Annotated in this window: 22 protein-coding genes; 8 read left to right on the top strand and 14 right to left on the bottom strand. The window is 61.6% G+C overall.

Annotated features, from left to right (window positions below; genetic code table 11):
• The 4 genes from ACYAS9_RS16815 to ppsA form a co-directional block, all read right to left on the bottom strand.
• The gene (locus ACYAS9_RS16815) at positions 1-249 is read right to left on the bottom strand and encodes a CrfX protein (protein WP_459745315.1); all 249 of its coding nucleotides are present in this window, start codon (positions 247-249) and stop codon (positions 1-3) included.
• A gap of 85 nt (positions 250-334) precedes the next feature.
• On the bottom strand, positions 335-1,330 hold the full coding sequence (locus tag ACYAS9_RS16810; RefSeq protein WP_463569399.1) for a zinc transporter ZntB: 996 nt from the start codon (positions 1,328-1,330) through the stop codon (positions 335-337).
• Positions 1,331-1,398: 68 nt separating this feature from the next.
• Positions 1,399-2,400, bottom strand: coding sequence for an alpha/beta fold hydrolase (locus tag ACYAS9_RS16805; RefSeq protein ID WP_463569398.1), 1,002 nt, complete (start codon positions 2,398-2,400; stop codon positions 1,399-1,401).
• A 142-nt stretch (positions 2,401-2,542) separates the two neighbouring features.
• Positions 2,543-4,918: a phosphoenolpyruvate synthase gene (gene ppsA / locus ACYAS9_RS16800; RefSeq protein WP_463569397.1), complete on the bottom strand. Its 2,376-nt coding sequence runs from the start codon at positions 4,916-4,918 to the stop codon at positions 2,543-2,545.
• On the opposite strand from ppsA, the gene ACYAS9_RS16795 reads away from it, so the two are divergent.
• The 3 genes from ACYAS9_RS16795 to yfcF all read left to right on the top strand — a co-directional run bounded on the left by ACYAS9_RS16795 (position 4,865) and on the right by yfcF (position 6,637).
• Positions 4,865-5,062 carry a hypothetical protein gene (locus ACYAS9_RS16795; protein ID WP_463569396.1) on the top strand — a complete coding sequence of 66 codons (198 nt, stop codon included), beginning with the start codon at positions 4,865-4,867 and terminating at the stop codon, positions 5,060-5,062. The two genes, ppsA and ACYAS9_RS16795, sit on opposite strands and share 54 nt — an antisense overlap.
• Positions 5,063-5,076: 14 nt before the next feature.
• Positions 5,077-5,895 (top strand): posphoenolpyruvate synthetase regulatory kinase/phosphorylase PpsR, encoded by an 819-nt coding sequence (ppsR, locus tag ACYAS9_RS16790; protein ID WP_463569395.1) that lies wholly within the window; start codon positions 5,077-5,079, stop codon positions 5,893-5,895.
• A gap of 106 nt (positions 5,896-6,001) precedes the next feature.
• Positions 6,002-6,637, top strand: coding sequence for a glutathione transferase (gene yfcF / locus ACYAS9_RS16785; RefSeq protein ID WP_463569394.1), 636 nt, complete (start codon positions 6,002-6,004; stop codon positions 6,635-6,637).
• On the opposite strand, the gene prpF is transcribed toward yfcF, so the two are convergent.
• The 5 genes from prpF to ACYAS9_RS16760 all read right to left on the bottom strand — a co-directional run bounded on the left by prpF (position 6,632) and on the right by ACYAS9_RS16760 (position 13,397).
• The gene (gene prpF / locus ACYAS9_RS16780; RefSeq protein WP_463569393.1) at positions 6,632-7,828 is read right to left on the bottom strand and encodes a 2-methylaconitate cis-trans isomerase PrpF; all 1,197 of its coding nucleotides are present in this window, start codon (positions 7,826-7,828) and stop codon (positions 6,632-6,634) included. The two genes, yfcF and prpF, sit on opposite strands and share 6 nt — an antisense overlap.
• A 134-nt stretch (positions 7,829-7,962) precedes the next feature.
• Entirely contained in the window at positions 7,963-10,542 is a 2,580-nt protein-coding gene (acnD, locus tag ACYAS9_RS16775) for a Fe/S-dependent 2-methylisocitrate dehydratase AcnD (RefSeq protein ID WP_463569392.1), read from the bottom strand.
• A 76-nt stretch (positions 10,543-10,618) separates the two neighbouring features.
• Positions 10,619-11,749 (bottom strand): bifunctional 2-methylcitrate synthase/citrate synthase, encoded by a 1,131-nt coding sequence (gene prpC / locus ACYAS9_RS16770; protein WP_463569391.1) that lies wholly within the window; start codon positions 11,747-11,749, stop codon positions 10,619-10,621.
• Positions 11,750-11,799: 50 nt separating this feature from the next.
• Positions 11,800-12,693 (bottom strand): methylisocitrate lyase, encoded by an 894-nt coding sequence (prpB, locus tag ACYAS9_RS16765; protein ID WP_463569390.1) that lies wholly within the window; start codon positions 12,691-12,693, stop codon positions 11,800-11,802.
• The gene (locus tag ACYAS9_RS16760; protein WP_463569389.1) at positions 12,690-13,397 is read right to left on the bottom strand and encodes a GntR family transcriptional regulator; all 708 of its coding nucleotides are present in this window, start codon (positions 13,395-13,397) and stop codon (positions 12,690-12,692) included. Before ACYAS9_RS16760 ends, prpB begins: the two co-directional genes overlap by 4 nt.
• A 194-nt stretch (positions 13,398-13,591) precedes the next feature.
• Here ACYAS9_RS16760 and ACYAS9_RS16755 point away from each other — a divergent pair, with 194 nt between their 5' ends.
• From ACYAS9_RS16755 to pabB, 4 genes are all read left to right on the top strand, one after another.
• Complete coding sequence (locus ACYAS9_RS16755) at positions 13,592-14,122, top strand: ATP-dependent zinc protease family protein (RefSeq protein ID WP_463569388.1); 531 nt, start codon at positions 13,592-13,594, stop codon at positions 14,120-14,122.
• A gap of 4 nt (positions 14,123-14,126) precedes the next feature.
• On the top strand, positions 14,127-15,662 hold the full coding sequence (gene rloB / locus ACYAS9_RS16750; RefSeq protein ID WP_463569387.1) for an osmotic stress tolerance membrane protein RloB: 1,536 nt from the start codon (positions 14,127-14,129) through the stop codon (positions 15,660-15,662).
• Positions 15,662-16,639, top strand: coding sequence for an alpha-L-glutamate ligase-like protein (locus tag ACYAS9_RS16745; protein ID WP_463569435.1), 978 nt, complete (start codon positions 15,662-15,664; stop codon positions 16,637-16,639). Before rloB ends, ACYAS9_RS16745 begins: the two co-directional genes overlap by 1 nt.
• 82 nt (positions 16,640-16,721) lie before the next feature.
• On the top strand, positions 16,722-18,065 hold the full coding sequence (gene pabB / locus ACYAS9_RS16740) for an aminodeoxychorismate synthase component I (RefSeq protein ID WP_463569386.1): 1,344 nt from the start codon (positions 16,722-16,724) through the stop codon (positions 18,063-18,065).
• Positions 18,066-18,080: 15 nt separating this feature from the next.
• On the opposite strand, the gene thrH is transcribed toward pabB, so the two are convergent.
• Positions 18,081-18,698 carry a bifunctional phosphoserine phosphatase/homoserine phosphotransferase ThrH gene (gene thrH, locus ACYAS9_RS16735; RefSeq protein WP_463569385.1) on the bottom strand — a complete coding sequence of 206 codons (618 nt, stop codon included), beginning with the start codon at positions 18,696-18,698 and terminating at the stop codon, positions 18,081-18,083.
• A 155-nt stretch (positions 18,699-18,853) separates the two neighbouring features.
• On the opposite strand from thrH, the gene ACYAS9_RS16730 reads away from it, so the two are divergent.
• On the top strand, positions 18,854-19,588 hold the full coding sequence (locus ACYAS9_RS16730; RefSeq protein WP_463569384.1) for a phosphoadenylyl-sulfate reductase: 735 nt from the start codon (positions 18,854-18,856) through the stop codon (positions 19,586-19,588).
• Between the two features lie 118 nt (positions 19,589-19,706).
• On the opposite strand, the gene cysB is transcribed toward ACYAS9_RS16730, so the two are convergent.
• From cysB to ACYAS9_RS16710, 4 genes are all read right to left on the bottom strand, one after another.
• Entirely contained in the window at positions 19,707-20,681 is a 975-nt protein-coding gene (gene cysB, locus ACYAS9_RS16725) for an HTH-type transcriptional regulator CysB (protein ID WP_459745294.1), read from the bottom strand.
• 188 nt (positions 20,682-20,869) lie between these two features.
• Positions 20,870-21,364, bottom strand: a complete 495-nt coding sequence (locus ACYAS9_RS16720; protein ID WP_463569383.1) for a universal stress protein — start codon at positions 21,362-21,364, stop codon at positions 20,870-20,872.
• A gap of 82 nt (positions 21,365-21,446) precedes the next feature.
• Positions 21,447-22,349 carry a 5'-nucleotidase gene (locus ACYAS9_RS16715; RefSeq protein ID WP_463569382.1) on the bottom strand — a complete coding sequence of 301 codons (903 nt, stop codon included), beginning with the start codon at positions 22,347-22,349 and terminating at the stop codon, positions 21,447-21,449.
• Positions 22,346-23,311: a putative 2-dehydropantoate 2-reductase gene (locus ACYAS9_RS16710; RefSeq protein ID WP_463569381.1), complete on the bottom strand. Its 966-nt coding sequence runs from the start codon at positions 23,309-23,311 to the stop codon at positions 22,346-22,348. Before ACYAS9_RS16710 ends, ACYAS9_RS16715 begins: the two co-directional genes overlap by 4 nt.
• Between the last annotated feature and the right edge of the window lie 25 nt (positions 23,312-23,336).

The raw sequence follows: 23,336 nt of genomic DNA, 5'->3' as shown, positions 1-23,336 counted from the left end.
TCAATCAGCCTTATCGACAGGGCGAGCAACAGGTTTGCTGCGACGCGAAACCGGGGAAACGTGGGCACTGCCGTTATTGACGGCAATCATCATGGCCTGGGTCCAGCGGCCGAGCAGGCCGAACAGTACGCCGGCGCCGACCTGCCGGTTGGCGGTTTTCAGGACGCGGCCCAGACAGGCATCGTCATCCCGGGTAGAGGACGATGCCTTGAGCATGTCTCGCAGGGATTCTTCGAATGGATCGTGCATCTGCCACCTCACGCAATGTCACAGGGAGACGCGACCTTGGGCAAACGAGTCACACAGCGGTCGTCATGCAAAGATGAAACATATTTCACAACCAGCGCAAACGCCGGAACAGCCACCACTGCCCTGCCGCCAGGGCCACGATCAGGCCACAGGCGGTCAGAAAACCGTACGGATTGTCCGACCCCGGAATACCGCCGACGTTGATCCCCAGTAGCCCGGTCAGAAAGCTCATGGGCAGGAAAATGCCGGTAATGATCCCGAAACGGTACATGGTGCGGTTCATCCGCTCGTTGAGCCTGCGGTCTTCGGCATCCAGCAACAGGCCGAGCCGCTCGCGGGTCAGCTCCAGCTCTTCCAGATAGCGGGTCATGCTGTTGTTCAGCTCGTTCCAGTAATCAACGTCGTCATCGACGAACCAGGTCAGGCGGCTGCGCGACAACTGGCCGAAGATATCGCGCTGCGGCGCCAGAAAACGCCGTAAACCGGCGGCGCGGCGGCGCACCTGCAACAGGGCGCCGTGGTCGGGGCTGTAGCATTCGTCGGCGTCGTTGCGCTCTTCTTCCTCGTCGACGGTCTCGGTCAGGTCGCCGACCAGGTCCTGAATCTTGTCGGTCAATAGCTGCGACAGGCTCAGGATCAGCTCGGAGGCGGTTTTGGGCCCGCGCCCCTCGAGCAGTTTGCCGATCAACTCTTCAGTGGCGCGCAACGGCCGCAGGCGCAGGGAGATGACCTGTTGCACGGCGGCAAAGATGCGCACCGAAACCATGTCTTCGGGCTCGGCACCGGGATTGAGGTTGACCCCGCGCAAAAACAGCAGCAATTGCTGATCGGGCAGCGACAGCAAACGCGGCCGGGTATTTTCTTCCAGCAACAGGTTGCAGCTGAATTCGCTCAGGCCGCTGTCATTGCGCAGCCAGGCATGGGTTTGAGGGTGACTGCGGTCCCAGTGCAGCCACAGGCTTTCGTGCGGCTGCAGTTGCAATTGATCCAGCTCGGTGCGCGCCATTTGTCGTGCACCGCCGTTGCCATCCAATACCAGGGCATGGACCAGCCCCCACTGCGCGTTGGCTTCGTCAAACATTGTTCAATTCACTTGTTCGGGCATGCTAGAGGCGGACCGTACCCAGCCAAAGGCCATTGCGCAAGGGCTCAGGTTTCAACCGTCACACTCTCGACCTCTTCGGCGACCGGCAATGACTCGCCGACCGGGCGCTGTTGCAGCCATTCAAGCACCTGCGGCCAGACCTGTTCCTGAGCGGCCTGGCTGACCAGCATGCGCACATGGTCGAAATCTTCACTGAAGCCCTGCTTGCGCCCCAGGCAGAGAAACTGGCGTTGCCGGGAGCCAAAGCGCTCAAGCAGCAGGCGGCAGGCCCACGGCGGGTCCTGATGATCGCCTTCGGCGGCCACCGCCAGCACCGGCACGCGCGTATTGGCAAGCCCGGTCCACCAGTTGCTGTCGCGGTCGCCGAAACGGCCGAACAAGCCATGCCAGCGCATACTTTCGAGCGCGATACCGATGGGCTCATCCTCGGGACCGCGTTCGAAGCGCGACCCGGAAATATGCTCGAACGGGCGCAGCAGCAAGCGTCCGGTCCATTGCACCGGCGGGATTTTTAGCGGCCAGTAGTAACGGCTGACCTGGCTGCCGAACAGCGCCACCGATGCAGCATCGTCCTGGCCCAGATACTCGCCGCCCAGCGCCGCCGCCAACGTCGTACCGCCCAGCGAATGGCCAAGCCAGTGCGGCACCTGGCCGCTGAGTTCCTTGACGAAAGCACCAATGGCCGGCAAGTCGTAACGGGCGTAATCGGCGACCCGGTTGCCACGATAGTTGGCATTGCGCGCCGACAGGCCATGGCCGCGCATCTCGGCGATCCACACATCAAAGCCTGCACGCACCAGATAAGGCCCGAGGCCCAGGCCTTTGGGCGAATACCAGAAGCGCCGGTTGGAGAAGCTGCCATGCAGCAGAATTACTGGCGTGCCGCGCGCCGCGGACTGATCGGCCAGCCCCAGACGGGTGACAGCCAGTTCTACAGTCGCATCGGGGCTGTTGCCGGGCTTGAGGCGATAAACGTCTTCGACCAGATCGCCACGACGTTCGGCGCTCATCAAGGCCACAGGAAATAGGGAGCTGCTGCTTTGCATAGTGTTCTTGATCAAAAATTCAAAGGCGTCCGGCCTTTGAGTGGCACAAAACGACTGGATTAAAAAAGGCGGTTCCCTGAGGGAACCGCCTTTCCTGACCATCCCGAACCTTGTAGACGGCCCGGAACGTCATCGCATCACATCAAGCTGGCGCCTGGCCTTCAGCGAGGAAGAACCAGGTCTCGAGCACCGAGTCAGGGTTGAGCGAAACGCTCTCGATGCCCTGCTCCATCAGCCAGCGCGCCAGGTCCGGATGGTCCGAAGGACCCTGGCCGCAGATGCCGATGTACTTGCCGGCCTTGTTGCACGCCTGGATGGCGTTGGACAGCAGCTTTTTGACCGCAGGGTTGCGCTCGTCGAACAGGTGAGCGATCACCCCCGAATCGCGGTCCAGGCCCAGGGTCAGCTGGGTCAGGTCGTTGGAGCCGATCGAGAAGCCGTCGAAATACTCGAGGAACTCTTCGGCCAGAATCGCGTTGGACGGCAGTTCGCACATCATGATGATGCGCAGGCCGTTTTCACCGCGTTTCAGGCCGTTGGCCGCCAGCAATTCGATGACCTGGCTGGCTTCGCCCAGGGTACGCACGAACGGCACCATGATCTCGACATTGGTCAGGCCCATGTCTTCACGCACACGCTTGAGGGCGCGGCACTCCAGTTCGAAGCAGTCGCGGAAATTCTCGCTGATGTAACGCGAGGCACCGCGGAAGCCCAGCATCGGGTTCTCTTCTTCGGGCTCGTACAGCTTGCCGCCGATCAGGTTGGCGTACTCGTTGGACTTGAAGTCCGACAGGCGCACGATGACCTTTTTCGGGGTGAAGGCGGCGGCCAGGGTGCTGATGCCCTCGACCAGCTTGTCGACATAGAAGCTGACCGGATCGCTGTAACCGGCGATGCGCTTGTCGACGCTGTCCTTGATGTCCTGCGGCAGGCCCGCATAGTTGAGCAGCGCCTTGGGGTGAACGCCGATCATGCGGTTAATGATGAACTCCAGGCGCGCCAGGCCGACACCGGCGTTGGGCAACTGGGCGAAATCGAAGGCGCGGTCGGGGTTGCCGACGTTCATCATGATCTTGAACGGCAGGTCGGGCATGGCATCGACCGAGTTGGTCTTGATGTCGAAGCCCAGCTCGCCTTCGAAGATGTAACCGGTGTCGCCTTCGGCGCAGGACACGGTCACGCCCTGGCCGTCGGTCAGCAACTGGGTGGCGTTGCCGCAGCCTACGACTGCCGGAATACCCAGTTCACGGGCGATGATCGCCGCGTGGCAGGTACGCCCGCCACGGTTGGTGACAATGGCGCTGGCGCGCTTCATGACCGGTTCCCAGTCCGGGTCGGTCATGTCCGAAACCAGCACGTCGCCGGCCTGGACCTTGTCCATCTCCGAGACGTCCTTGATGATGCGCACCTTGCCCGCGCCGATGCGCTGGCCGATGGCCCGGCCTTCGACCAGCACACTGCCTTTTTCCTTGAGCAGGTAGCGCTCCATGACGTTGGCATTGCTGCGGCTTTTCACGGTTTCAGGGCGGGCCTGAACGATGTACAGCTTGCCGTCGTCACCGTCCTTGGCCCACTCGATGTCCATCGGTGCCTTGTAGTGCTTCTCGATGATGATGGCTTGCTTGGCCAGCTCATTGACTTCGGCATCGGTCAGGCAGAAGCGTGCGCGTTCGGCGGCGTCGACATCGACCACCTTGACCGACTTGCCGGCCTTGGCTTCTTCGCCGTAGATCATCTTGATCGCCTTGCTGCCCAGGTTGCGGCGCAGGATGGCCGGGCGGCCGGCGGTCAACGTGTCCTTGTGGACATAGAATTCATCAGGGTTGACCGCACCCTGCACCACGGTTTCGCCCAGGCCATAGGCGCCGGTAATGAACACCACATCACGGAAACCCGACTCGGTGTCCAGGGTGAACATCACGCCGGCCGTACCGGTTTCGGAGCGCACCATGCGTTGCACACCGGCCGACAGGGCCACCAGCTTGTGGTCGAAGCCCTGGTGTACGCGGTAGGAAATGGCGCGGTCGTTGAACAAAGAGGCGAAGACCTCTTTGGTGGCGCGGATCACATTGTCCACGCCGCGAATGTTCAGGAAGGTTTCCTGCTGACCGGCAAAAGAGGCGTCGGGCAGGTCTTCGGCGGTGGCGGAAGAACGCACGGCCACGGCCAGATTCGGGTTACCGGCCGACAACTGCTCGAAGGCGGTGCGAATCTCGGCGTTGAGGCGCTCGGGGAACTGAGCCTCCATGATCCACTGACGAATCTGCGCACCGGTCTTGGCCAGGGCGTTGACGTCGTCGACATCCAGAGCGTCCAGGGCGGCGTGAATCTGATCGTTCAGACCACTCAGCTCAAGGAAATCACGGTAGGCCTGGGCCGTGGTGGCAAAGCCACCGGGCACCGAAACGCCAGCGCCTGCGAGGTTGCTGATCATTTCGCCGAGGGATGCGTTCTTGCCTCCCACGTGCTCCACATCATGGACGCCGAGCTTATCGAGGGAAACTACGTACTCTACCAAGGTGATCTCTCCACTAACTATTGTTCGTTGTTGGGAAAAGCTCATGTGCCCGGGCGCTTGTGGCCCGGACCTGGAAAAAGCGAGAATGCAGACCCGAAGGCCGGCAGACGCGCCTATCATATCCAAGAATCGTCATCAGCTTAAGGCCAGGGCCGCAAATGAAACGATCCGCGTTCTTCATCTCCGATGGTACCGGTATCACTGCCGAGACCCTCGGACAGAGTTTGCTGGCGCAGTTTGAAAACATTACGTTCAGCAAGTTCACCCGGCCCTACATCGACAGCGTCGAGAAAGCGCGGGCGATGGTACAACAAATAAACCAGGCCGCCGAACGCGACGATGTGCGACCGATCATCTTCGATACCATCGTCAACCAGGAAATTCGCGAGATCCTGGCGACCTCCAATGGCTTCATGATCGACATCTTCTCGACCTTCCTGGCACCGCTGGAGCAGGAGCTTAGTTCACACTCTTCCTATTCGGTGGGCAAATCCCATTCCATTGGTCACAACTCCAATTATATGGAGCGCATTGAAGCGGTGAACTTCGCGCTGGACAACGACGACGGCGCACGCACCCATTATTACGACAAGGCCGACATTATCCTGGTCGGCGTGTCGCGCTGCGGCAAGACGCCGACCTGTTTGTACATGGCCATGCAGTTCGGCATCCGCGCGGCCAACTACCCGCTGACCGAAGACGACATGGAACGCCTGCAACTGCCTGCGGCACTTAAAAATCACCGCAACAAGCTGTTCGGCCTGACCATCGACCCCGACCGGCTGACCGCCATCCGCCACGAACGCAAGCCCAACAGCCGCTATGCCAGCTACGCGCAGTGCGAATTTGAAGTGCGCGAAGTCGAAGGTCTGTTTCGCCGCGAGAACATTCCCAACCTCAACTCCACGCACTTCTCGGTCGAAGAAATCTCGGCCAAAGTGCTGGTCGAAAAAGGCGTCGAGCGCCGCTTCAAATAATCAGATGCCGGCATTCCCGCGAGGAATGCCGGCATAGAAATCCAGAATTTCATTTAAGCCCGACAATCACGTAGCGTGCTCTCTCCCGCCATAAGGAGATGAACCCGTGAGCCTTGTCCCTCTGCAACTGCATGTCGATGCCCGCTTTACCAGCCCGTATGCCCTGTCGGCCTTTGTCGCCCTGCGCGAAAAAGGCATCGATTTCGATCTGGTGCAGGTCAACCTGCACCAGGCCGAACAGCATCGCGATGCTTACGCCAGCCTGTCGCTGACCCGGCGTGTACCGACGCTGGTACAGGGCGACTTTGCCTTGTCGGAGTCCTCAGCGATTACCGAGTACCTAGAAGACACATTCGAGGGCGCCAGACTCTACCCGCAAGACCCGAAACAACGCGCCCGCGCCCGACAGGTCCAGGCCTGGCTGCGTAGCGATTTGCTGCCGATCCGCAGCGAACGCTCAACCCTGGTGGTGTTTTATGGCCAGAAGGCCGAAGCGCCGCTGTCCGTCGAGACCCAGATGGCGGCCGATACCCTGATCGCGGCCGCGCAAAGCCTGCTGCAAGATGGCCGCGAACATCTTTGCGGCCAGTGGTCGATTGCCGATGTCGATCTGGCGGTGATGCTTAACCGCCTGATCCTCAATGACGACGCGGTGCCGCAATCGCTGATCGATTACGCCAGCCGCCAATGGCAACGGCCGTCGGTGCAGGAATGGGTCAAGCTGCAGCGTCCGCCGCTATAAACCTGTTGGCGGCACGCGCACACAGCCTTCCATCAATACCCGCGCGCTGCGGCTCATGATGGCCTTGGTGACTTGCCACTGCCCTTGCACCTGTTGCGCTTCGGCGCCGACGCGCAAGGTGCCGGAGGGGTGGCCGAAACGCACCGCACTGCGCGGTTCGCCACCGGCGGCCAGATTGACCAGCGTGCCGGGAATCGCCGCCGCCGTGCCGATGGCCACGGCGGCAGTGCCCATCATCGCGTGGTGCAGCTTGCCCATCGACACCGCCCGCACCAGCAGGTCGATATCCTGTGCCCGCACCGGTTTGCCGCTGGACGCCACATAATCGGCAGGCGCTGCGACAAAGGCGACTTTTGGCGTGTGCTGACGCTGCGCGGCCTGCTCCAGACTGGCAATCAGCCCCAGGCGCAGCGCGCCCTGGGCACGGATGCTTTCCAGCAGCGCCAGCGCCTTGGGGTCGCCATTGATATCGCCTTGCAGTTCACGGCCGCTGTAGCCCAGATCCTGCGCATTGATGAACACCGTTGGAATACCGGCATTGATCAGCGTCGCCTTGAGCGGGCCAAACCCCGGCACCTGTAATTCATCAACCAGATTGCCGGTCGGAAACATGCCGGTGGCAGAATCGGCGCCCTCTTCATCGGCCGCCGGATCAAGAAACTCAAGCAGCACCTCGGCCGCCGGAAAGGTCACGCCGTCGAGTTCGAAATCGCCGGTTTCCTGCACCTGGCCTGCGGTGATCGGCACATGGGCAATGATTGCCTTGCCGATATTGGCCTGCCAGATACGCACCACCGCCACGCCTTCGTGTGGAATACGCTCGGGCGCCACCAGTCCGCTGCTGATCGCAAAGGCACCGACCGCCGCCGAGAGATTGCCGCAGTTACCGCTCCAGTCGACAAACGGCTTGTCGATGGCCACCTGGCCGAACAGGTAATCGACATCGAAGCCTTCGCGCGCACTGCGCGACAGGATCACGGTCTTGCTGGTGCTGGACGTCGCGCCGCCCATGCCATCGATCTGCTTTTCATACGGGTCGGGGCTGCCGATCACCCGCAACAACAAGGCATCGCGGGCCGGGCCCGGCACCTGCGCGGCCTCGGGCAGATCGGTGAGGTTGAAGAACACGCCTTTGCTGGTGCCGCCACGCATGTAAGTGGCGGGGATACGCAGCTGTGCTTGATGAGTCATGAATGGCTTCCCTTGTAAAAATGTCACGACCGTAGGAGCGCGCTTGCCCGCGACTGGGCGCGAAGCGGCCATAAAAATTGATCAAACGCTGCAATTTACGACTGCTGCGCACTCGGTCGCGGGCAAGCGCGCTCCTACAGGCCGGCCAGGAAATCCTGAGCGAAACGCTGCAGCACGCCACCGGCCTCGTAGATCGACACCTCTTCGGCGGTGTCCAGGCGACAGGTCACCGGCACTTCCAGGCGTTCGCCATCACGGCGCGCAATCACCAGTGTCAAGGTCGCGCCGGGCGTGCGCTCACCAATCACATCGAACACTTCGGTGCCGTCAATGCCCAGGCTCAGGCGGTTGCTGCCAGGCTTGAACTCCAGCGGCAGCACGCCCATGCCCACCAGGTTGGTACGGTGAATGCGCTCGAACCCTTCGGCGACGATGGCTTCGACACCGGCCAGACGCACGCCCTTGGCCGCCCAGTCGCGGGACGAACCCTGGCCGTAGTCGGCGCCGGCGACGATGATCAGCGGCTGTTTGCGCTGCATGTAGGTTTCGATCGCCTCCCACATGCGCGTGACCTGGCCTTCAGGCTCGATGCGCGCCAGCGAACCCTTCCTGACCTGGCCATCGACCACGGCCATTTCGTTAACCAGCTGCGGGTTGGCAAAGGTCGCCCGCTGTGCGGTCAAGTGGTCGCCGCGGTGGGTGGCGTAGGAGTTGAAGTCCTCTTCGGGCAGGCCCATTTTCGTCAGGTATTCGCCGGCCGCGCTGCTGGCCATGATCGCGTTGGACGGCGACAAATGGTCGGTGGTGATGTTGTCCGGCAGCACCGCCAACGGGCGCATGCCTTTGAGGGTGCGCTCGCCGGCCAGCGCCCCTTCCCAGTACGGCGGGCGGCGAATGTAGGTGCTGGTCGGGCGCCATTCATACAGCGGCTCGACCTGTTCGTCATTGGCCTCGATGGCAAACATCGGGATGTACACCTGACGAAACTGCTCCGGCTTGACCGAGGCGCGCACCACGGCGTCGATTTCTTCGTCGGCGGGCCAGATGTCCTTGAGGCGGATTTCCCGGCCATCGACCACGCCCAGCACATCCTGCTCGATGTCGAAACGGATGGTGCCGGCAATCGCATACGCCACCACCAGCGGCGGCGAGGCCAGGAACGCCTGTTTGGCGTACGGGTGAATGCGCCCATCGAAGTTGCGGTTGCCCGACAACACCGCGGTGGCATACAGGTCGCGGTCAATGATTTCCTGCTGGATCACCGGGTCCAGCGCACCAGACATGCCATTGCAGGTGGTGCAGGCAAACGCCACCACACCAAAGCCGAGGCGTTCCAGTTCGGTGGTCAGGCCGGCTTCGTCCAGGTACAGCGCCACGGTCTTGGAGCCCGGGGCCAGCGACGACTTGACCCACGGCTTGCGGGTCAGGCCCAGACGGTTGGCATTGCGCGCCAGCAGGCCGGCGGCGATCACGTTGCGCGGGTTGCTGGTGTTGGTGCAACTGGTGATGGCGGCGATGATCACCGCGCCATCGGGCAACTGTCCCGGCACATCTTGCCAGGGCCCGGCGATGCCCCTGGCCGCCAGATCAGTGGTGGCCACCCGCGCATGCGGGTTGGAAGGCCCTGCCATGTTGCGCACTACGCTGGACAAATCGAAGCTGAGCACGCGCTCGTACTCGACTTCGGCGAGGCTGTCGGACCACAGCCCGAGGGTTTTCGCATAGTGCTCGACCAGCTGCACCTGCGGCTCTTCACGCCCGGTCAGACGCAGGTAATCAAGGGTCTGATTATCGATCGAGAACATCGCGGCGGTGGCGCCGTATTCCGGCGCCATATTGGAAATGGTGGCGCGGTCGCCGAGGGTCAGGCTCGCGGAACCGCTACCGAAAAACTCCAGCCAGGCACCGACCACCTTTTGCTTGCGCAAGAACTCGGTCAGCGCCAGCACCACATCGGTCGCGGTGATGCCCGGCTGGCGGCTGCCGGTCAGCTCGACGCCGATGATGTCCGGCAGGCGCATCCACGAGGCGCGGCCCAGCATGACGTTCTCGGCCTCCAGGCCGCCGACGCCGATGGCGATCACGCCCAGCGCATCGACGTGCGGGGTATGGCTGTCGGTGCCGACCAGCGTGTCCGGGAACGCAACGCCCTCGCGCACCTGGATCACCGGCGACATTTTCTCCAGGTTGATCTGGTGCATGATGCCGTTGCCCGGCGGGATCACCTCGACGTTCTTGAAGGCCTTTTTGGTCCAGTCGATAAAATGAAAACGGTCTTCGTTGCGGCGGTCTTCGATGGCGCGGTTCTTCTCGAACGCCTGCGGGTCGAAGCCACCGCATTCCACCGCCAGCGAATGGTCGACGATCAATTGCACCGGCACCACCGGGTTGACCTGCGCAGGGTCCCCGCCCTGATCGGCGATGGCATCGCGCAGCCCGGCCAGATCCACCAGCGCGGTCTGGCCCAGAATGTCATGACACACCACCCGCGCCGGAAACCATGGAAAGTCCAGGTCGCGACGCCGCTCGATCAACTGGGTCAACGATGCCGTCAGCGTTTCGGGCGTGCAGCGGCGCACCAGGTTTTCCGCCAGTACCCGCGAGGTGTACGGCAGCCGGGACCAGGCGCCGGGCGCGATCGCCTCGACCGCCGACGGGGCATCGAAGTAATCCAGCGCAGTGCCGGGCAGGGATTTGCGGTAGTCAAGATTCATGGTTCGAAGGCTCGGTCACGGTAGACAAAGAGAGGGCGGGAAGCTCATCAGCGGCCTCCCTGCCCGTTCGGGCACGCTATTTACGCTGTTCGATGGGCACAAACGCGCGCTGTTCGACGCCGGTGTATTCGGCGCTCGGACGGATGATGCGGTTATTGGCCCGTTGCTCGAAGACGTGAGCGGCCCAGCCGGTCAGCCGCGAACAGACGAAGATGGGCGTGAACAGCTTGGTCGGGATGCCCATGAAGTGGTACGCCGAGGCGTGGTAGAAGTCGGCATTAGGGAACAGCTTCTTCTGCTCCCACATGACCTTGTCGATGGCCTCTGACACCGGGAACAGCACCGTGTCGCCGGCTTCGCTGGCCAGCTGCCGCGACCAGCCCTTGATCACCTCGTTGCGCGGGTCCGAGTCGCGGTAGATCGCGTGGCCAAAGCCCATGATCTTGTCCTTGCGCGCGAGCATGTCGAGCGTGCCCTGCGTGGCGTCTTCGGCCGAGGCAAAGCGTTGGATCATTTCCATCGCCGCTTCGTTGGCCCCGCCGTGCAACGGCCCGCGCAGGGTGCCGATGGCCGCGGTGATGCAGGAAAACAGGTCCGACAGGGTCGAGGCGCAGACCCGCGCGGTAAAGGTCGAGGCGTTGAATTCGTGCTCGGCGTACAAAATGAGCGAGACATTCATCACCTTGCGGTGCAGCTCACTGGGGCTTTTGTCCAGCAACAGGTGCAGGAAGTGCCCGGCGATGTCGGCCTCGTCGGTCACGCACTCGATGCGCTGACCGTCATGACTGAAGCGATACCAGTAGCACATGATTGCCGGAAACGCCGCGAGCAGGCGGTCGGTGGCGTCGTGCTGCTGTGCAAACGAGGTTTCCGGCTCCAGCGTGCCGAGCATCGACGCGCCGGTGCGCATGACATCCATCGGATGGGTGGCCGCCGGTATGCGCTCGAGCACTTCCTTGAGCGCCGCCGGCAAATCGCGCAGGCCCTTGAGGCGCTGTTGATAGTCGCTCAGTTGTGCCTGGGTCGGCAGTTCGCCGTAGAGCAGCAGATAAGCGACTTCCTCGAAACTGGCACCCGCGGCCAGGTCGCGCACGTCGTAACCACGGTAAGTGAGTCCTGCGCCCGCCTGGCCAACGGTGGACAGGGCAGTCTGGCCGGCGACCTGACCGCGCAGGCCGGCGCCACTCAATACTTTTGCTTCAGCCATTGCATTCTCCGGTTCTCTGTTTTGTCTGGGAATGAACAATTTTTACCCGATCACGCCTTTTTCTGGGCAAACAACGCATCGAGACTCTGTTCGAAACGGTGGTAGTCGATGGCGTCGTACAGCTCCATGCGCGTCTGCATGGTGTCGATCACGTTCTGTTGGGTACCGTCGCGGCGGATGGCGTTGAAGACGTTTTCGGCCGCCTTGTTCATCGCGCGAAACGCCGACAGCGGATACAGCACCAGCGCTACATCGGCCTCGCGCAATTGCTCGACGGTGAACAGCGGCGTGGCGCCGAACTCGGTAATGTTGGCCAGAATCGGTACACCGGCGCGGCTGGCGAACGCTTTGTACATCGCCAGTTCGGTAATCGCCTCGGGGAACACCATGTCGGCGCCGGCCTCGATGCACGCGGCAGCACGCTCAAGAGCCGCGTCCAGGCCTTCGACCGCCAGCGCGTCGGTGCGCGCCATGATCACGAAGCTTGAATCGGTCCGTGCATCCACCGCTGCCTTGATGCGGTCGACCATTTCCTGCTGCGGAACGATTTCCTTGTTGGGCCTGTGACCACAGCGCTTGGCGCCCACCTGATCTTCGATATGAATGCCTGCGGCTCCTGCCTTGATCATCGAGCGCACGGTGCGCGCCACGTTGAAGGCCGAGGCGCCAAAGCCGGTGTCGACATCCACCAGCAGCGGCAACTCACAGACATCGGTGATGCGCCGCACATCGATCAACACATCCTCCAGCCCGCTGATACCCAGGTCCGGCAGGCCAAGCGAGCCTGCTGCCACGCCACCGCCGGAAAGGTAAATGGCCTTGAAACCGGCGCGCTGGGCCAACAGCGCATGGTTGGCATTGATGGTGCCGACCACTTGCAAGGGATGCTCGCTGGCCACCGCATCGCGCAAGCGCTGGCCGGGGGTTGTGTGTGAATGACTCATGCTTCACCTCGGTCGTGAGCGGCCTGATAGTGGCGCTCGATATTGCGTCGGGAGGCGCCGATATGGCGGCGCATCAGAAGTTCGGCCAGCTCGCCGTCGCGCTCGGCGATGGCGTCTAGAATGCGGTGGTGTTCGGCGAAAGCCTGGCGCGGGCGATTGGGCGTGGAAGAGAACTGAATGCGGTACATGCGCACCAGTTGGTACAGCTCGCCGCAGAGCATCTGGCTCAGGGTCTGGTTGCCGCTGCCCTGAATGATCCGGTAATGGAAATCGAAGTCGCCTTCCTGCTGGTAATAACCGATGCCGGCCTGGAACGCCGCGTCGCGCTCATGGGTGTCGAGCACCCGGCGCAACTCGTCGATCTGTTCGATGCTCATCCGCTCGGCGGCCAGGCGGCAGGCCATGCCTTCGAGCGATTCACGAATTTCGTAGAGCTCGATCATCTGCGCATGGCTGAGCGACACCACCCGCGCGCCGACATGCGGAATGCGCACCACCAGCCGCTGCCCTTCCAGCCGGTGAATGGCTTCGCGCAGCGGTCCACGACTGATGCCGTAGGTGCGAGCCAGCTCCGGCTCCGAGATTTTGCTGCCTGGGGCAATCTCGCCGCTGACAATGGCCGCCTGAATACGCCGGAACACATTCTCGGAGAGTGTTTCTGTTTCTTGCCCGGCAGGCAGTGCAGGCTCAAGCACATCCAGCATATTGTCGACACCTCGATCAGCGCATAGCCAATAATCTAGCCATTACACACCTCAGCGTCAAAGACAAATAACAGATTGTCGACAATCGTCTAATACGTGCCGCCGTTTCTGCCGCTCAGCACAGCGCGGCTGATTGCTGGCGTCATACACCCTGCATGGTAGAATGCCGGCCTTTTTACCCGCGCCAGAACCTCATGAAACGTTTCACGCTGCTGTGCCTGTTGCTGCTTTCCCTGCCCGCCCTCGCCAATGAAAAATCCATCTACGGCCTGAACGAATACGCCCACCTGCCAGAGATCGACCTGCAAATACCGGCCAAGCTCGACACCGGCGCCCACACCGCGTCGCTCAGTGCCCGTGACATCGAATATTTCCGCCGTAACGAGCAGGACTGGGTACGTTTTTATCTGGCCATTGACCAGCAACATGCGCACCCCATCGAGCGGCAACTGGTGCGTGTCGGCAAGATCAAGCGCCGCGCCGATGACCTGGGCGCCAATGCAAGGCAGCAATACAGCGACCGCCCGGTGATCCGCATGGATATCTGCCTGGGCAAAGATTTACACAACCTGGAAGTGAACTTGACCGACCGTCGTGCTTTCCAATACCCGCTTTTGATTGGCGCCGATGCGCTCAAGCGCTTTAACGCGCTGGTCGACCCCAGTCTGAAATATGCCGCCGGCAAGCCCGCCTGCACCGACAACATCGCTCAAAACGCAGAGTAATCCCATGCGCGCGCTTACCCTCCATCTGAAAGTACTGATCGCCATCCTGGTGACCCTGGGCCTGGCAATCACGGCCTGGCAGGTGCTGGTACTCGGCATGCCGATGACCGAAGACGAAACCGATGACCTGTGGAACATCGACGCCAAGGTCGAATTCGTCGCCAGCCCCAAGGACTCGGTCAAGGTGCAGATGTTTGTCCCGCCCCTGGCGCAGGACTACATCAGCCTCAACGAGAGCTTTATCTCCAATAATTACGGGGTCAGCGTCAATCGCGTTGACGCCAACCGCAAAGTCACCTGGTCGGCGCGCCGCGCCAATGGCAACCAGACCCTGTATTACCGCCTGGTGCTGACCAAACGCTACAGCGCCGACAAACCCAAGCTCAAGGGACCGATCTTCCGCGACAGCCTGCCGGTAGAAGGCGCAGAGAAGATCGCCGCCGACGCGCTGCTGGCGCCGATTCGCCAGCACTCGGCGGATGTCGAAACCTTCATCAGCGAAGCCATCAAGCGGGTCAACAACGCCAGCGACGACAACGCCCGGCTGCTGCTCGCCGGCGACAATTCGGCGGCGCGCAAGGCGCAGGTGACCGACCTGCTGCTGTCCATCGCCCACGTACCGATGGAGAAGGTTCACACCATTCGCCTCGAAGCCGGCCAGCCGCAGGTGCCCGAGCTGTGGGTGCGCAGCTTCAATGGCAAGGAATGGCTGTACTTCAACCCCGAGACCGGTGAATCGGGCCTGCCTGAAGACCGCATGCTGTGGTGGATCGGCGACGAGCCGTTGATCACCGTCGATGGCGGGCGCAAGGCCACGGTGAATTTCACCCTGAACAACAGTGAAATGAACGCCATTCGCCTGGCGCAACTGACCGACGAAAACACCGACGCCGACTTCCTCTCCTATTCGTTGTACGGCCTGCCGCTGCAAACCCAGCAGAGCTTCATGATCATGGTCATGATCCCCATCGGCGTGCTGGTGATTCTGGTGCTGCGCAACCTGATCGGCCTGCAGACCCTGGGCACCTTTACCCCGGTGCTGATCGCGCTGGCGTTTCGCGAGACGCAGCTGGATTTCGGCATCCTGTTATTCACCGTGATCACCGCACTGGGCCTGTCGCTGCGCTCCTACCTTGAACACCTCAAGTTGCAAATGCTGCCACGGCTGTCGGTAGTGCTGACCTTTGTCGTGGTGCTGATCGCCGCCATCAGCCTGTTCAGCCACAAGCTGGGCCTGGAGCGCGGCTTGTCGGTGTCGCTGTTCCCGATGGTGATCCTGACCATGACCATCGAGCGCCTGTCGATCACCTGGGAAGAGCGCGGCGCCAGCCATGCCATGAAAGTCGCCATCGGCACGCTGTTCGCAGCCTCCCTGGCGTTCCTGATCATGACCGTGCCGCAACTGACCTATTTCGTCTTCACCTTCCCGGCCGTGTTGCTGGTGCTGGTCGGCTTCATGCTGGCCATGGGTCGCTACCGCGGCTACCGCCTGACCGAGCTGGTGCGTTTTCGCGCCTTCCTCAAGGAAGACGCCAAATGATCGGCTGGTGGAAGACCTGGAAGGCGCTGGAAGCCAAGGGGATCATGGGCATCAACCGGCGTAACGCCGACTATGTGCTCAAGTACAACAAGCGCAGCCTGTACCCGATCGTCGATGACAAGATCATCACCAAGGAGCGCGCCATCGCTGCCGGCATTCATGTGCCGCAGATGTACGGGGTGATTTCCACGGAAAAGCAGATCGACAACCTCGGCAAGATCATCGACGGCCACGACGATTTCGTCATCAAGCCAGCGCAGGGTGCCGGCGGCGACGGCATCCTGGTGATCGCCGACCGCTTCGAAGACAACTTTCGCAGCATTTCCGGGCGGCTGGTCAGCCGCTCGGAAATCGAGCACCAGATTTCCAGCATCCTGACCGGCCTGTACTCGCTGGGCGGCCACCGCGACCGGGCGCTGATCGAGTACCGCGTCATCCCCGACACCATCTTCAAGAGCATCAGCTACGAAGGCGTGCCCGACATCCGCATCATCGTCCTGATGGGCTACCCGGTGATGGCCATGTTGCGCCTGCCGACCCGTCAATCGGGCGGCAAGGCCAACCTGCACCAGGGCGCCATCGGCGTGGGCGTGGACCTGGCCACCGGCATCACCCTCAAGGGCACCTGGCTGAACCGCATCATCAGCAAGCACCCCGACACCGCCAATGCCGTGGATGGCGTGCAGTTGCCCTATTGGGACGGCTTCATGAAGCTGGCCGCCGAATGCTACGAGCTGTGCGGGCTGGGCTATATCGGCGTGGACATGGTGCTGGACCAGGAAAAAGGCCCGCTGATTCTGGAGCTCAACGCCCGCCCCGGCCTGAATATCCAGATCGCCAACGACTGCGGCCTGACCCTGCGCACCCAGGCGGTGGAAGCGCACCTGGAACAGCTGGCGCTCAATGGCGACCAGCAGACGCCGCAGGAGCGGGTCAGGTTTGTGCAGGAACTGTTCGGGCATGTGCCGACGGCCTGAAACCGCCAGCGCGACAAGGTCTGTGCATAGACGCTGCTGGTGACTACAATCAGCGCCTTTCTGTTATCGACTGTAGTCCCGCATGCCAACCTGCACGTTGCACTCCTTGCCTTACGCCCCAGACCCAGCCGCCTGTTTTGCCCGGATCCGCCAGGCGCCGGGCGCGGTGCTTCTGGACAGTGGCCGGCCGGGTGCCGATCGGGGGCGCTTCGACCTGTTCAGTGCCTGGCCGCTGGCGCAGGTGCAGTGCACGCCCGGGCAATCCGGGGCGGCATTTTTGCGCCACCTGCGCGAACAGCTGGCGCTGCTGGGTGAGGCGCAACTGCCTGAAGGCTGCGAGCTGCCCTTTGCCGGTGGCCTGATCGGTTATCTGAGCTACGATTTTGGCCGGCGCCTTGAGGCCTTGCCGCAGCAGTCCATCGATGACCTACTGCTAAACGATGCGCAGCTGGGGCTGTATGCCTGGGCGGCAGTCACCGACCATCAAACGGCAACCACCCAATTGGTGTTTCACCCGTCACTGACCGAGGCCGAACGCCAGCGCCTGATCACCCTGTTCACTCAAGAAGTTACTGAAACAGCGGGCCACTTCCGTTTGACCGCACCGTTCAAGGCCAACCTCAGTGCCGACCAGTATCAGGCTGCTTTTGAGCGTTTGCAGGCCTACATTCAGGCCGGTGACTGCTACCAGGTCAACCTGACCCAGCGCTTTCAGGCCGATTGCAGCGGAGATCCGTGGGCCGCGTATGTGGCCTTGCGCGCCGCTTGCCCGACGCCCTTTTCAGGCTATATGCCTCTGGCCGATGGCGGCGCCATTCTGAGCGTGTCGCCGGAGCGTTTTGTCAGGGTCAGCCACAATCAGGTCGAGACCCGGCCGATCAAAGGCACCCGCCCACGGGGTCGCGATGCCACTGAAGACGAACAACTGGCCAATGAATTGCTGGCCAGCCCCAAGGACCGCGCAGAAAACCTGATGATCGTCGACCTGCTGCGCAACGATCTGGGCCGCACTTGCCGTATCGGCTCGGTCAAGGTGCCGCAACTGTTCGGCCTGGAAAGCTACCCGAATGTGCACCATCTGGTCAGCAGCATCACCGGCGAGCTGGCGCCGGGGCGCGATGCCCTGGACCTGATCGCCGACAGCTTCCCCGGCGGCTCGATCACCGGCGCGCCGAAAATCCGCGCCATGCAGATCATCGATGAACTGGAGCCGCACCGTCGCGCGGTGTATTGCGGCTCGCTGATGTATCTCGATGTGCGCGGCGAGATGGACAGCTCCATCGCCATCCGCAGCCTGCTGGTCAAGGACGGTCAGGTGTCTTGCTGGGCCGGCGGCGGTATCGTCGCCGACTCCGATTGCGAGGCCGAGTATCAGGAGTGCTTCACCAAGGTCGGCGTGCTGCTCAAGACACTCGAAGCCCTGTAAGCCCTGCCATGAAAATCACAGGCTCAACGTGCGGTTCGAGGCCTTGATGAATTCTTTCTTCAGGTCTTCGAAGGTGTGCACCGCCGGGAATTGCGGGAATTCGCGGATGACGTTTTCCGGGGCGTGAAAGAGGATGCCGGCATCGGCTTCGCCCAGCATGGTGGTGTCGTTGTACGAATCACCGGCTGCGATCACGCGGTAGTACAGGCTCTTGAACGCCAGCACCGATTGACGCTTGGGGTCTTTCTGGCGCAACTGATAGCTGATCACCCGGTCGGTCTCGTCGGTAATCAGGCGATGGCACAGCAAGGTCGGGAAACCCAGCTGGCGCATCAGCGGCTGGGAAAATTCGTAGAAGGTGTCGGACAGAATCACCACCTGAAAGCGCTCGCGCAGCCAGTCGACGAACTCGATGGCGCCGTCCAGCGGCTTGAGGGTGCCGATCACTTCCTGGATATCGCCCAGCTTCAGACCATGTTCGTCGAGGATGCGCAGGCGCTGTTTCATCAGCACGTCGTAGTCGGGAATATCCCGGGTGGTTGCGCGAAGCGACTCGATGCCGGTTTTTTCGGCAAAGGCAATCCAGATTTCCGGGACCAGCACACCTTCCAGGTCAAGACAGGCAATTTCCACAGCACACTCCTTGATGGGGCGAAAAGAAGCGGCACTTTAGGGGCTGTTGGCGTGGTTGTGCAAGCCAGGAGGTTGCGCTCACGGCGGGCGGATTTTGTTACCATAACCGCCATCACGAGCGCTTAAGCGCCACCCTTGTATTAGGAACACACCTGATGAGCCAACCTTTCGACGTAGCCGAACTGGCGGCGACGTACGCCAACAAGTCACCACAGGACATCCTGAAGCTGGCTTTCAACCACTTTGGCGACGATCTGTGGATCTCGTTCAGCGGCGCCGAAGATGTGGTGCTGGTGGACATGGCCTGGAAGATCAACAAGAACGTCAAGGTCTTCAGCCTCGACACCGGTCGCCTGCACCCGGAAACCTACCGCTTCATCGACAAGGTGCGCGAGACCTACGCCATCGACATCGAACTGGTGTCGCCGGACCACAGCAAACTGGAGCCTTTCGTCAAACAGAAGGGCCTGTTCAGTTTCTACAAGGACGGCCATGGCGAATGCTGCGGCGTGCGCAAGATCGAACCGCTGCGGCGCAAGCTCAGCACCGTGAAGGCATGGGCCACCGGCCAGCGCCGCGACCAGAGCCCAGGCACCCGCAGCCAGGTGGCAGCCCTGGAAATCGACGGTGCCTTTTCGACGCCGGAGCGTGCGCTGTACAAATTCAACCCGCTGGCGCAGATGAGCAGCGAAGAAGTGTGGGGCTATATCCGCATGCTCGAGCTGCCGTACAACAGCCTGCACGAGCGCGGCTTTATCAGCATCGGCTGCGAGCCATGCACCCGCCCGGTACTGCCCAACCAGCACGAGCGCGAAGGCCGCTGGTGGTGGGAAGAAGCCACCCAGAAAGAATGCGGACTGCACGCCGGTAACCTGATTACCAAAGGTTAGGCGCGCACAGACAGTAGGAGTGAGCGTAGAGCTCGCGAATGCTGACTATCAATCACTGAAGGTGTTGAAAGTACAGGCCTCTTCGCGAGCTTTACGCTCGCTCCTACAGGTCCGTGTGTCAGTGGACGGGCAATTGCACGTCGGCAAACAGGTCTTCGAGTTCTTGCTTGTTATGGCAATGAACCGCCTTGGCCATGACTTCGCGGGTCAGGTGCGGGGCGAATTTCTCGATGAAGTCGCACATGAAGCCGCGCAGGAAGGTACCGCGACGGAAGGCGATCTTGGTGACGCTGGACTCGAACAGGTGGCTGGCATCCAGCGCGACCAGGTCGTTGTCCAGCTCTTCGTCCACGGCCATGTGCGCGACGATGCCCACGCCCAGATTCAGGCGCACATAGGTCTTGATCACGTCGGCGTCGGCGGCGGTAAACACCACCTTGGGCACCAGGCCGCGATGGCTGAAGGCTTCGTCGAGCTTGGAGCGACCGGTGAAACCGAACACGTAGGTCACGATCGGGTATTCGGCCAGCAATTCCAGGGTCAGCTTGGGCACCTTGGTCAGCGGATGGCCCAACGGCACCACGACGCAACGGTTCCAGCGGTAGCACGGCATCATGATCAGGTCGCCGAACTGCTCCAGCGCTTCGGTGGCAATGGCGAAATCGACAGTGCCATCAGCCGCCATTTCGGCGATCTGCATCGGTGAGCCCTGGTGCATGTGCAAGGCCACGTCCGGGTACTGCTTGATGAAGCTGCTGATGATCGGCGGCAAGGCATAACGCGCCTGGGTATGCGTGGTGGCAATCGACAGGGTGCCCTTTTTCTCGTTGGAGAATTCCTGGGCGATCTGCTTGATGCTCTCGACCTTGCGCAGGATTTCACCGGCGGTGGTGATGATCCGCTCGCCGGCCGGGGTCACCCGCGTCAGGTGCTTGCCGCTGCGGGCGAACACTTCGACACCCAGTTCATCCTCGAGCAGACGGATCTGTTTGCTGATTCCGGGCTGAGAGGTATACAGGCTTTGAGCCGTCGCCGAAACGTTGAGGTCGTGGTGCGCCACTTCCCAGATGTAGCGCAATTGTTGAAGCTTCATAAATATCCCTCAAAGCAGATAAACCCGGAGCCGGGGCCGAAAAGTGCATTTCGCTCGTCGACTTTTCAGCCAGGTATTGGGGCATCAGCGACGGTATATAACCGTATCAATGGTCAGAAGAAGAAAGCTAGAACTTTTTATCATCTTTACACGATAATGGCACGCTCCATTTCACTTCTGACCACAATTTACCCGCGCTGTCTGTACTGCATCATGGGGACCATATAAACCGGAACAGCGCAGTGCTGTAAAACCCTGGCAGCCGTGCGTCCGACAGGCGCGCCCTCGCCGACCATCCGGCTATGGCTGCCCATCACCAGCAGATCGACGGCCAGCTCATTGGCCTGTTGAAGTATCACGCTGCAAGGATCGCCCTGAACGACTCGAACGGCGCGGATAAACGCCAGATCCTGATGCCCGTCGCCCAGTTCTTCACGAAACTCATCGAGCATCCGTTGCTCTATGCCTTGCATGAAGGTGCTCACACCCTGGCCGTGCAACTCGCGCAGCGCATTCTCACCCAGATAACTTTGCAGCACAGATTCAGCGAACAACCCCAGCGGTTCGACCACATGAATCACATACAAACCGGCATTGAAGGTTCGCGCCAATGCCAGTGCGTGCTGCGTCACATAGGGCGCATAAAGCCCCAAGTCTGTGGCATACAGCATCGAACGAACCATACAACCTCCCGAACAGCCAACGTGGCGGAGATTGACTGAGCTTAGCAGCGCCCCCGCCAGTACGAAGGCGAGAGCCGCAGATTCAGGATTTCAACTCGTTGCTGATGCCATGCGGTACATGGCCGGTGGCGACAAATTCGCGGGCCCGCTCGCAATGGCCAGGCTGATCGTCGAAGAACATATCGGCGCCAAACGCCTCTAGAAATGCCGCCTTCTGCAAACCGCCGAGAAACAGTGATTCGTCCAGGCGGATATTCCATTCGCGCAAGGTCCGAATCACCCGCTCGTGGGCCGGAGCCGAACGCGCGGTGACCAGCGCGGTGCGCACCGGGCAGGCATCTTCGGGGAATTCGCTTTGCAACAGGTTCAGCGCCGCCAGGAACGGCTTGAACGGCCCGCCCCGCAGCGGCTCGCGCGCCGATTGGCGCTCGCTGGCCTGAAACGCTTCCAGGCCACCACTCTGATAAACCCGCTCGGAGTCATCGGCAAACAGCACTGCATCGCCATCGAAGGCAATGCGCAATTCACTGCTGAAATCGCGTCGCACGCCGCCGCTGAGAATCGTTGCCGCCGCAAACCCCGCTTCCAGCGCGCTGCGCACGTCTTCGGCGTGGGTCGAGAGAAACAGATGGCAGCCAAACGCCGCCAGATAAGGGTACGGGCTACGTCCGCCAGCGAAGGCGGCGCGGGAGATATCCAGCCCGTAATGCTGGATCGAATTGAAGATGCGCAGGCCGGTGTCGGCGCTGTTGCGCGAGACCAGCACCACCTCGACCCGCTGCCTGCCGAGACGGGCATTGAGGTTCAACAGCTTCTCGGCCAGGTGATACGCCTCGCCGGGCAGCAAGAGTTCGTCTTCGTGGTCGATCTGGTACTGGCGATACGCTTCGACGCCGCTGCTCAGGTACACCGCATGGCTTTGCTCAAGGTTGAACAAGGCCCGCGACGAAATCGCCACGACCAGTTTGTCGCTGCCACTGATCATGACACTGACTGCCGACGCTGATCGATGAACGCCAGCGTCCGATACACGGTGCGGACTTGAAGCATGTCGTAGCCGGCCTCCAGCGCTGCCTGCAAAGGACGCTCGTAAATGGCCGCCAGCTCCAGTGGGCGCTGGCCAATGAAGTCGTGGTACATGCTGGGCAGATAGTCGGGCATGTTTTCGGTAAAGGTGAACAGGGTTTGCGCGTAATCGGCCGGCAAGCTGTGACCGCAGGCAGCAGCGCCCTGAATCACTTCGTCCATCAGGGCCAGGATCAGTTCGCGGCAGTGTTGCTCGCTCATCAGCACCTGGGTGCCGGCCTGCAACAGCACCGACAAGCCGTTATAGGGAATATTCCACACCAGCTTCTGCCAGCGTGCCTGTTGCAGGTCAGGCATGACCTGTGAATCCACGCCGGCTGCACGCAACAGCGCCGCGCCCTCCTCGACAATCGCCTGGCGTGCTGCGTGATCCGCGTCCGGGCCGCTGTGATAGCCCAGGTTCACCGTGCCGCCCGACTGGTGCACGACCACACCCGGCGCCTGGCGATGGACACCGATGAAGCACAACCCGCCGAGCAAATGCAGGCTGTCGGGCAGCAACTGGCGCAATGACTCTTCAATGCCCAGGCCGTTCTGTAACAGCACGACCCGCGCACCGGGCGCTGCCGCCTGCGCGATCAGTGGCGCCAGTGCGGCGTTGCTGGTGGTCTTGGCGCCTACCAGCAACCAGTCGCAAGGCGGCATATCGTCGGCGCTGGCATGGGCCTGGACCGGATAAAGGCTCAGCGCGCCGTGCACCTGGCTATCAACGCGCAGGCCGTGCTGCACGACGGTGTCGAACTCGCTGCGCAGCAGAAAATGCACGTCAAAGCCGGCGCGGGCCAGCATCAGGCCATAAAAGCCGCCGATGGCACCGGTGCCGATAATGCCGATACGCGGTCGTGAGGAGATTACGGTCATTGCAGTTCAAATCCTTTTATCGAGT

This window comes from Pseudomonas sp. HP_08 (assembly GCF_055284095.1).
Note: the sequence above shows the minus strand (reverse complement) of the source record. Positions and strands in the feature narration are given on the sequence as shown.

Bases quoted from the DNA above. Each gene is read 5' to 3' on its own strand.
- cysB (WP_459745294.1), bottom strand. From the start codon at position 20,681: ATGAAGCTTCAACAATTGCGCTACATCTGGGAAGTGGCGCACCACGAC.
- ACYAS9_RS16760 (WP_463569389.1), bottom strand. From the start codon at position 13,397: ATGCTGGATGTGCTTGAGCCTGCACTGCCTGCCGGGCAAGAAACAGAA.
- acnD (WP_463569392.1), bottom strand. From the start codon at position 10,542: ATGAATCTTGACTACCGCAAATCCCTGCCCGGCACTGCGCTGGATTAC.
- ppsR (WP_463569395.1), top strand. From the start codon at position 5,077: ATGAAACGATCCGCGTTCTTCATCTCCGATGGTACCGGTATCACTGCC.
- ACYAS9_RS16710 (WP_463569381.1), bottom strand. From the start codon at position 23,311: ATGACCGTAATCTCCTCACGACCGCGTATCGGCATTATCGGCACCGGT.
- ACYAS9_RS16730 (WP_463569384.1), top strand. From the start codon at position 18,854: ATGAGCCAACCTTTCGACGTAGCCGAACTGGCGGCGACGTACGCCAAC.
- ACYAS9_RS16720 (WP_463569383.1), bottom strand. From the start codon at position 21,364: ATGGTTCGTTCGATGCTGTATGCCACAGACTTGGGGCTTTATGCGCCC.
- ACYAS9_RS16810 (WP_463569399.1), bottom strand. From the start codon at position 1,330: ATGTTTGACGAAGCCAACGCGCAGTGGGGGCTGGTCCATGCCCTGGTA.
- ACYAS9_RS16715 (WP_463569382.1), bottom strand. From the start codon at position 22,349: ATGATCAGTGGCAGCGACAAACTGGTCGTGGCGATTTCGTCGCGGGCC.
- ACYAS9_RS16815 (WP_459745315.1), bottom strand. From the start codon at position 249: ATGCACGATCCATTCGAAGAATCCCTGCGAGACATGCTCAAGGCATCG.
- prpC (WP_463569391.1), bottom strand. From the start codon at position 11,749: ATGGCTGAAGCAAAAGTATTGAGTGGCGCCGGCCTGCGCGGTCAGGTC.
- ACYAS9_RS16805 (WP_463569398.1), bottom strand. From the start codon at position 2,400: ATGCAAAGCAGCAGCTCCCTATTTCCTGTGGCCTTGATGAGCGCCGAA.
- pabB (WP_463569386.1), top strand. From the start codon at position 16,722: ATGCCAACCTGCACGTTGCACTCCTTGCCTTACGCCCCAGACCCAGCC.
- rloB (WP_463569387.1), top strand. From the start codon at position 14,127: ATGCGCGCGCTTACCCTCCATCTGAAAGTACTGATCGCCATCCTGGTG.
- prpB (WP_463569390.1), bottom strand. From the start codon at position 12,693: ATGAGTCATTCACACACAACCCCCGGCCAGCGCTTGCGCGATGCGGTG.
- ACYAS9_RS16755 (WP_463569388.1), top strand. From the start codon at position 13,592: ATGAAACGTTTCACGCTGCTGTGCCTGTTGCTGCTTTCCCTGCCCGCC.
- prpF (WP_463569393.1), bottom strand. From the start codon at position 7,828: ATGACTCATCAAGCACAGCTGCGTATCCCCGCCACTTACATGCGTGGC.